Origin of the sequence: Actinophytocola sp. (genome assembly GCF_009379765.1) — a bacterium.
In the GTDB taxonomy this organism is placed as follows: domain Bacteria; phylum Actinomycetota; class Actinomycetes; order Mycobacteriales; family Pseudonocardiaceae; genus Actinophytocola.
The window spans coordinates 1-8,350 of record NZ_WHTD01000254.1; the positions used below are offsets into that span (position 1 = coordinate 1).

Consider the following 8,350-nt stretch of genomic DNA (forward strand, 5'->3'; position numbering starts at 1 on the left):
CGTACGCGGACCAAACCCAACACATCGATCATGCGCAGGAGGCGCCCCCTGACCCCCGGGCCAGCTAACACCGGCGCCACCGAACCGGCGGGGGATCTCCCTGCGACCGCGGAGCTCCATGGGCGACATCGGCGAACGGCCCGCCGCGACAGACCTGGGTCGTGGCACACCAGAAACACACCCCGGCGTGAGGGAAGCGACGGCCGATCAGGCGACACACCAACTCCTCATCACTGAAGCCCCTGTCCACCGCCACCGCCACCGAATCCGCCACGGCCGCCAACACCCACCGAGACCGAACTCTTCGATCGGCACAAATGTCCCAAATAGACTGTCGCAGTCGATCCCGAGACCGGACGCGCTCTCGATCAGAGTCTGGCTCCGAGACCCAGTGCCATGATCCACAGGACACGCTCCAACCGACCAGCCGGTCCCAGCTCCCGACACCCGCGCACGACCGCCGGCCCGCGGTGCTCCCGCCGGACCGCCAAGGTCAGCCGACTTTGTCCGCTTCCTCGGTCTCCCTGGGTGTGCGTGATCGCTTCGGGTGGCTGGTCGGCGGCCGACCGCTCGGCCAGGTGAGCCAACTTGGCCTTCTGGCGGCATGCCAGGCCGTGCTGACGCCGCGCGGTCGGCGGCCGTCGATGCTCGGCGGTGGCGTAGGAGTTCCAGCCCGCGTCGCAGGCGGGCGTTGGGGGCGTCGGTCACGCGACCCCCACCTCGGACCTACCGGAGGATGTTGGGCTGGTCGATGGCCCATAACCACGTGCCGTCGGGCTGGCGGTGCGCGATCTCGACCGTGACCGCGCCGCCGACCAGGCGGGTGGACGTGAGCGCCAGGTCGCCGGAGATCATGGCCGGTTCCTGGGCGCCGGCCTGGAACGCGGGCGCGGTCGCGACGAGGTCTTGGTAGACGGCGCGGATCTCGGTGTGGCCGCTGGCGAAGTTGCCGCTGGGGAACGCCAGCACGGCCTCGGGCTCGTACAACGCGACCAGCCCTTCCACGTCTCCCGCGTTGGCCCGTTCGACGAAGAGTCGGCCCAGGTCGTTGGGGGTGGTGGCGGGCTGGTGACGGGTCAGGTTCGGCATGTCCCGCACTCTGCCACCGGGGTACGACAATTTCGGGTGGACGACCCCCGGCCGGTTGTGCTTGAGTCCTCTGCACGCCCTCGAGCGAAAGGAGGTGAGAGCGATGTTCACCGACTCGACCATGCGCTCCCACCCCGCGGCTCGGGCGTTCTCGCGGGCCTGAGGGAGCGCGCGAACCGAAGGACTCACATGACCGATCTGGTCGTTCGCCCGCTCGTCGCGGGCGAGGAGGAGCTGTTCCTGTCTCTCGTCGAACCCGCGCTCGTCGGCATTCAGTCGACCGGGCGCGACTACCGCGAGCTCATCGCGCTCGGGCAGTACCGGCCCGAGTGGACCTGGCTGGCGCTGCGTGACGGCCGGGTGGTGGCCCGCGCCGCGTGGTGGGGCGGCCCGGACGACGACAAGCCACTCGCGCTCGACTGGCTGGACTTCCTCGACGGCGAGGCCGGCGCGGCCGTCGAGATCCTGCGCACCGCGGGGATCGACACGGAGTACTGCCTGGTCCTGCCGCCGCGCTGGCGGGACGACCCGGCCGCGCGCAAGGCGGGCGAGGCCCGCATCGAGGTCGCCGAGCGAGCCGGGATGCGACGGTTCGTCGAGCGGCTTCGGTACACCTGGACGCCGGCCGCCGGCCTGCCGGACCGACCGGGCCGGTTGCGGTTCGCGCCCGAGCCCGACGATGACAAGGTCTTCGACGTACTGCGCCGCATCGCGCACGGCTCGCTCGACGCGCACGAGAAGCGCGCTATGGCACAGGGCGGCGCGGAGGCGGCCGCGCGGGACGAGCTGGAGTTCCTGCGCTGGATGCCGTCACCGCGCGAGTGGTGGCGACTGGCCTACGCCGACAACACGTTGGTCGGGCTCACGGTGCCGGGGCGCAACTACGCCGGCGCGACGATCGGCATCGTCGGCGTGGTGCCCGAGCAGCGCGGCCACAGCTACGCCTACGACCTGCTCCTCGAGGCCACCCACCTGCTCGTGGCGGAGGACGCCGAGCAGGTGACCGCGGAGACCGACACCACCAACACCCCGATGGCGGCGACGTTCGCCCGCGCCGGATACCCCATCACCCAGGAAAGGGTCTACCTGAAGTGACCGACGCGCTCGCCGCCGCGCGGTACGCACGCCTGCGGTGGAACACCCCGCTCGCCGAGGACCACGCCGAGCTGCTGCTGGACCGGCTGGAGCCTCGCGGGAGCATCGTCGACCTCGGCTGCGGCTGGGGTGAGCTGCTCCTGCGCGCCGTGGCTCGCGATGGTTCCGGGACCGGGGTGGACACCGACGCCGGCGCGCTCGACCGCGGGCGGCGAGCGGCTCGGGACCGCGGGCTGGCCGTGGAGTTCGTCGAGCAGCCGGCGGCGGACTGGCGCGGCACCGCGGACCGGGCGCTGTGCGTGGGCTCGTCGCACGCGTTCGGCGGGAGCCACGCCATGCTCGCGGCGCTGGCGGAGGTGGTGCCGAGCGGCCGTGTCCTGGTCGGCGACGGCTGCTGGCCGGCCCTGCCGACCCCGGCCGCCCACGCCATCTTCGGCGACGACGTCCTGCCGCTGGCCGACCTGGTGGCGGCGGCCGGCGAGACGGGCTGGCAGGTCCTCCACGTGGACACGGCCGACCAACGCGAGTGGGACGACTTCGAGTCGGGCCATCGCGCCGGGCCGCGGGAGTGGCTGGTGTCCAACCCGGACGACCCGCGCGCGACCGAGGTACGGGAGCGGGAGGATGCGCGGGAAAGGGAGTACCTGACGACGTACCGGGGAATGCTCGGCTTCGCGTACCTGGCGCTGGCCCGCTGACCACGGTCAGTGACGAGATATCCCTCCAGCAGGATCGCCGTCCTGGCGAGACGCTGGCATCCTTGGCCGTATGGGTCGTGACGAGATGCGGGCGGGCGACAGCGACCGTCAGGCTGTGGCGGACACGCTGAAGCAGGCGCTCGACGAGGGCCGCCTGGAGCTCCTCGAGTACGACGAGCGCCTGCAGAAGACCTATGCGGCCAAGACGTACGGCGACCTGAGCGGGCTGCTCGACGACCTGCCCGGCACGGTCGTCTCGCAGCGGTCTCAGCCGCGCTCCGACGCGGCACCACAGGCGGCCGCCCCGCCGCCGGTGTCCTCCTCACGCACCGGGCAGATCGTCCGGGCGTGGTTGGGCGGGTTCGGTGGCATCTTCGTCGTGTGCACGGTGATCTGGCTGGCTACCAGCATCGGCTCCGGTCACGTCGAGAACTTCTGGCCGGTCTGGCTGCTCATTCCGATGGCCTTCGGGGTGCTCGGGCGGATCGGCCGCGGCAACCGGACCTGAGACCGGACGGTCAGACGCTCCGGCCGGGGGCGAGCTTCGCGACGGCTTCGCGACGTTGCCGAGGCTTACGTCAGGGCCACAGCCGCACGGATCCCCGCTACGAAGTGGTCCTCTCACAGATCAACTTCACAGGGGAATCCCGCGCGACCATGAGTGTCACATACACCGCTGTCCTGGACAGTATCCGAGGACAGCGTCCTGTTCCGGTCCGCGTTGCCGCGCGCGAAGCGTCGCCTGGGGCGCTAGATACCCAGGCCGGGGAAGAGCTTCGCGGCGTTGCCTCCCAGCACGCCGCGAAGCAGTTCCTCCGGCAGGTCCAGCTCGGTCAGCGCGCGGGCGTTGCGCGCCACTCCGGGAATCCCCGGCCAGTCCGTGCTGAACACCCACTTCGCGGCCAACCGCTCCAGGTCGAAGCGGGCGTAGTACTCGGGCAGCCTGCGCGGCGGCAGCCCGGCCAGGTCCAGCCACACGTTCGGCTTGGCCAACGCCAGGAACGCCGCCACGTCGTACCACCAACCCCGGCCGCCGTGCGCGAGGATCACGTCCAGGGTCGGGAAGTCCTCGACCACGTCCACCAGCAACGACGGGTCGCCGAAGCGCGCCCGCGCGCCCGGGAAGGTCGACGATCCCGTGTGGACGATCACCGGCACACCGCGGTCGGCGCACACCTGGTAAGCCGCGTACAGCTCCTTGTCCGACGGCGAGAAGCCGCCGTGCACCGGGTGGATCTTCAACGCCACCGCGCCCAGCGACAGCTGACGCTCCACTTCGGACGCAACGGGATGGTGCAGGTGCGGGTTCACGCTGGCCACCAGGCGGAACCGCACCGGGTTGTGCTCCACCAGGGGCAGGTTGTCCTCGATGGGCTGGATGCCCGTGGCCCGCGGGCTGTACTCGCAGAACAGCAACGCGCGGTCCACGCCCTCGGACTCCAGCAAGGCGTCCAGCGCGGCGGGCACCGGATCGCCGGCGTCGTCGTAGGCCGCGCGCCAGTCGTAGCGCCCGGCGAACTCGACCGCCCACTCCCGCCACGCCGGCTTCAACGTGGACAGCCGCGGCGCGTGCACGTGCGCGTCGACCAGCGGCATCCCGTCCAGCATCAGGTGAGCACCGCCGGCGGCGTCACATCGGAAACCTGACGCACCACCAGCTCCTCGGCCACCAGCTCACGCAGGACGTTGCGGCGGATCTTGCCGGTCGCCGTCTTGGGCAGCTCGGCCATCCGCACCACCGCCCGCGGCCGCTTGTACGCGGCGAGGCCCTCGCGGCACCACCGAACCAACGCCGCGGGGTCGACCGTGCGGCCGGCCACCGGCACCACGCACGCGATCGGCTTGTCGAGCCCGTCGGTGTCGCGCCCCGCGACGACCGCGACCTCGGCGACGTCCGGGTGCTCCAGCAGCCGCTCCTCCACCTCGGCCGGCGACACCCAGATGCCGCCCGCCTTCAGCATGTCGTTGGACCGGCCCAGACACGTGTACGTGCCGTCCTCGTTGCGCACGTACGTGTCCCCGGTCCGCAGCCACTCGCCCTGGAACACCGCGCGCGTGGTCTCCGTGCGGCACCAGTACCCCGTCGCCACCGACGGCCCGGACAGGAACAGGTCACCCGCCTTGCCGGGCTCCTCGACCGGCGCGCCGTACTCGTCGCGGATCTCCACCCGGTAGCCCGACACCGGGGTGCCGGACGAGCCGGGATGCACCTGGCCAGGCCGGTTGGACAGGAAGATGTGCAGCGCCTCGGTGGAGCCGAGCCCGTCGAGGATCTCCACGCCGAACCGCTCGCGGAACCGGGAGAACAGCACCGGCGGCAGCGGCTCGCCGGCCGAGACGGCCTGGCGCACCGAGGTGAAGCTGTCGTCGGGCACGTCGGAGTTCAGCAGCGCTGAGTAGAACGTCGGCACGCCGAAGAACAGCGTCGGCCGCGCCTGCGCGGCGAGCGCGGCTATCACCTGCGGGGTCGGCCGCGCGCGTTCCAGGATCGTCGTCGCACCCGCGGCGAGCGGGAAGAACGCGGAGTTTCCCAGCCCGTAGGCGAAGAAGAGCTTGGGCACCGACAGGCACCGGTCGCCGGGAGCGACGCCGAGCACGCCGTCGCCGTACAGCTCGGCGACGTCCCGCACGCTGCCGTGCCGGTGCATCGCGCCCTTCGGCTTGCCGGTGGTGCCCGAGGTGTAGAGCCACAGCGCCGGCGAGTCCGGCCAGGTCGCGTACGGCGCACCGGTCTCCTCCGCGGTGCGCAGTTCGCTCCACCGCATCCCATCGAGGTCAACGTCGCCGTCGAGCACGACGTGCTCCACCTCGGGTGCCATGGCGAGCGCGGTCCGCGCGGCGTCGGCGAACTCCACCGACAGGCACAGCACCCGAGCCCGCGAGTCGGCCAGCACGGTGGCGAGCTCACCGCCGGTGACCATGGTGGACACCGGAACGGGCACCGCGCCCAGGTACATCGCGCCGAGGATGCCGGTGAGCAGCTCGACGCCGTCGGCCATGCAGAGCATGACCCGCTCCTCCGGGCGCACCCCGATGGCCCGGAACCCGGCGGCGACCCGCCGGGTCTCGTCGGCGAGCTCGGCATAGCTCAGGGAGGTCGAACCGCACACGACCGCGAGCCGGTCGCCGTGACCGTCGCGAACGTGCCGGTCGAGTAAGTACTCGGCTGCGTTGAACGTGGTGGGAGTCATCGTCGACCGCCTCGGGTCAGGTGAGATACACGTACTCGTAGTCGAACGGTTTGCCGTTGATGCCGTTGCGCGGCGGGGCGACCCAGCTCGCTATCTTGCCCCGCTCGTAGACCGGGCGCATCATCGATCGCACGAACGCCAGGTCCTCGCTCGTCGGCAGCCACCTGTGCTTCGCGGCCTGCCAGGTGGCCTCGTCGACGATGGTGCCCTCCGGTGTCACGTGGAAGCCCGCGCTGACCCCGACCGACCGGTTGAACCCCGGATGCGGCAGCGCGAACCGGCGATCGATCTCGGCGCTCTCCAGGATGCGGTTCCACCGCTTGATCCCGGTCTCGCAGTCGGCGATGTACTCGCCGCGCAGGTCGAGGTTGAGCGCCAGCAGTGTGGAGAGCTCCTCCTTGCCCCAGGTTCCGTCGGTGTTGGGCCGGTCGAGGAACACGCCGTCCTCGGTGAGCAGGTGGTCGTCCTTGCGCCGGGTCTCCTGCCACCGTCCCTTGAGGCCCGCGGTGAAGTAGTTGGCCGCGTTGGTCGACGTCTCGCTGCCGAACAGGTCGAGCGAGACCGTGTAGTGGAAGTTGATGTACTTCTGGATGATGTCCAGCGGGATCCCGCCGCGCGGCCCGATGTCCAGCGTGTCGTGCTCGCGGATCAGCGCGGCACTGCGCTCCACCACCCGGTCGACCCCGGTGGTGCCGACGAACATGTGGTGCGCCTCCTCCTTGAGCATGAACTCACAGGTGCGCGACAGCGGGTCGAACGCGGACTCCTTCAGCGTGCCAAGCTGGTACTTGCCGTCCCGATCGGTGAAGTAGGTGAACATGAAGAACGCCAGCCAGTCGGCGGTCTCCTCGTTGAACGCGCCGAGGATGCGCGGCGAGTCGGGGCTGCCGGAGTTGCGCAGCAGCAGGCCTTCGGCCTCCTCACGACCCTCCTTGCCGAAGTACGCGTGCAGCAGGTACACCATCGCCCACAGGTGCCGGCCCTCCTCCACGTTGACCTGGAAGAGGTTGCGCAGGTCGTAGAGGCTGGGCGCGGTGAGCCCCAGCAGCTTCTGCTGCTCGACCGACGCCGGCTCGGTGTCGCCCTGGATCACGATCAGCCGCTGCAGGTCGGCCCGGTACTCGCCGGGCACCTGCTGCCACGCCGGCTCGCCCATGTGCTCGCCGAACGCGATCGTGCGGTTCGGGTCGCGCTCGGCGAGGAAGATCCCCCAGCGGTAGTCGGGCACGTTGACGTGGTCGAAGTGCGCCCAGCCCTCCCGGCCGACGGCGACCGCGGTGCGCAGGTAGACGCCCTGGGTCTCCAGGGTCGGGCCCATCTCGCCCCACCAGTGCATGAACTTGGGCTGCCAGCCCTCCAGCGCACGCTGCAACCTGCGGTCCGACGACAGGTCGACGTTGTTGGGGATCTTGTCCTCGTAGTTGATCGAGGTGGTCATGTTGTGACACCTGCCTCGCTCCGCTCGGCGTGGACGGCATTCGCACGAAGCAACGTGGTGACGTTGGTCAGTCGGCTCATGGCTCATACCCGCTTCCGGTCGAAGACGGCCTTCTGCCCCGTGCCGTAGCGCCGCAGCGCGCCCTCCTCGCCGGACGCGTTGGGGCGGTTGAAGATCCAGTTCTGCCAGGCGGTGAGCCTGCCGAAGATCTTGGTCTCGATGGTCTCCGGCCCGACGAACCGGTGGTTGGCCTCCATCCCGGTGCACGCGTCGGGGGACAGCGCGGTGCGCCCCTCGACGACGATCCGGATCTCGTCGTCCCAGTCGATGTCGTCGAGCGCGTCGGTGACCAGGCCCAGCTCGTTCGCCTCGGCGGGACCGAGCCGGTTGCCCTTCTCCTTGGCCAACGTCTCGAGGTGCCGCGGGTCGCCGTAGAAGCGGGACTCGAGGCGGGAGATGCCGTTGCCCATCGGGTACCGACCGAAGTTCGCCTCGGTCAGCACGATGGTCGCCACCTCGTCGGACTCCTGGTCGTCCAGCATGTACTGCCGGTCGCAGGCGAAGGCCGACTCGGCCAGCATGCCCGCGAAGCAGGAGCCTGGCTCGATCAGCGCGATCAGGCTGCGGCTGGTGACGTCCAGCCGCTTCAGCGTGCGCTTGTAGTAGTGCACGATCTCGTTGGCCAGCCAGTGGTCGTCAGCTAGCCCCGTCTTCCGCACATGAGGTGGGGTGGACAGGTCAGGCGTGTCGGTGATGTGTCTGACCTGCCGATCTGTGAGTCTGTCGCGTTGTGGATCAACGTGGACGACGGGCCCGGTATGTCGCGGCGAGTATCGAGA

7 protein-coding genes and 1 pseudogene are annotated in these 8,350 nt (G+C 70.4%); 3 read left to right on the top strand and 5 right to left on the bottom strand.

Features of this window, described 5'->3' with window-relative positions; genetic code table 11:
- Positions 1-726 precede the first annotated feature (726 nt).
- Positions 727-1,089, bottom strand: coding sequence for a nuclear transport factor 2 family protein (locus GEV28_RS40955; protein WP_291419582.1), 363 nt, complete (start codon positions 1,087-1,089; stop codon positions 727-729).
- Positions 1,090-1,278: 189 nt separating this feature from the next.
- Between GEV28_RS40955 and GEV28_RS40960 the strand changes: the two genes are divergently transcribed.
- From GEV28_RS40960 to GEV28_RS40970, 3 genes are all read left to right on the top strand, one after another.
- Positions 1,279-2,184 carry a GNAT family N-acetyltransferase gene (locus GEV28_RS40960; RefSeq protein WP_291419584.1) on the top strand — a complete coding sequence of 302 codons (906 nt, stop codon included), beginning with the start codon at positions 1,279-1,281 and terminating at the stop codon, positions 2,182-2,184.
- Positions 2,181-2,882: a class I SAM-dependent methyltransferase gene (locus tag GEV28_RS40965; protein ID WP_291419585.1), complete on the top strand. Its 702-nt coding sequence runs from the start codon at positions 2,181-2,183 to the stop codon at positions 2,880-2,882. The genes GEV28_RS40960 and GEV28_RS40965 overlap by 4 nt, the downstream gene beginning before the upstream one ends.
- Before the next feature lie 70 nt (positions 2,883-2,952).
- Positions 2,953-3,390, top strand: a complete 438-nt coding sequence (locus tag GEV28_RS40970) for a DUF1707 domain-containing protein (RefSeq protein ID WP_291419587.1) — start codon at positions 2,953-2,955, stop codon at positions 3,388-3,390.
- 242 nt (positions 3,391-3,632) lie between these two features.
- Here GEV28_RS40970 and GEV28_RS40975 read toward each other — a convergent pair whose 3' ends face one another.
- The 4 genes and pseudogenes from GEV28_RS40975 to GEV28_RS40990 all read right to left on the bottom strand — a co-directional run.
- Complete coding sequence (locus GEV28_RS40975) at positions 3,633-4,490, bottom strand: amidohydrolase family protein (protein ID WP_291419589.1); 858 nt, start codon at positions 4,488-4,490, stop codon at positions 3,633-3,635.
- Positions 4,490-6,073 (bottom strand): benzoate-CoA ligase family protein, encoded by a 1,584-nt coding sequence (locus GEV28_RS40980; RefSeq protein ID WP_291419590.1) that lies wholly within the window; start codon positions 6,071-6,073, stop codon positions 4,490-4,492. Before GEV28_RS40980 ends, GEV28_RS40975 begins: the two co-directional genes overlap by 1 nt.
- Before the next feature lie 16 nt (positions 6,074-6,089).
- Entirely contained in the window at positions 6,090-7,511 is a 1,422-nt protein-coding gene (gene boxB / locus GEV28_RS40985; RefSeq protein WP_291419592.1) for a benzoyl-CoA 2,3-epoxidase subunit BoxB, read from the bottom strand.
- Between the two features lie 83 nt (positions 7,512-7,594).
- Positions 7,595-8,350: pseudogene (locus GEV28_RS40990) on the bottom strand (benzoyl-CoA-dihydrodiol lyase); the annotation flags it as partial.

Coding starts and splice junctions, on each gene's coding strand:
- GEV28_RS40955 (WP_291419582.1), bottom strand. CDS start 1,089: ATGCCGAACCTGACCCGTCACCAGCCCGCCACCACCCCCAACGACCTG.
- GEV28_RS40960 (WP_291419584.1), top strand. CDS start 1,279: ATGACCGATCTGGTCGTTCGCCCGCTCGTCGCGGGCGAGGAGGAGCTG.
- GEV28_RS40970 (WP_291419587.1), top strand. CDS start 2,953: ATGGGTCGTGACGAGATGCGGGCGGGCGACAGCGACCGTCAGGCTGTG.
- GEV28_RS40975 (WP_291419589.1), bottom strand. CDS start 4,490: ATGCTGGACGGGATGCCGCTGGTCGACGCGCACGTGCACGCGCCGCGG.
- GEV28_RS40980 (WP_291419590.1), bottom strand. CDS start 6,073: ATGACTCCCACCACGTTCAACGCAGCCGAGTACTTACTCGACCGGCAC.
- boxB (WP_291419592.1), bottom strand. CDS start 7,511: ATGACCACCTCGATCAACTACGAGGACAAGATCCCCAACAACGTCGAC.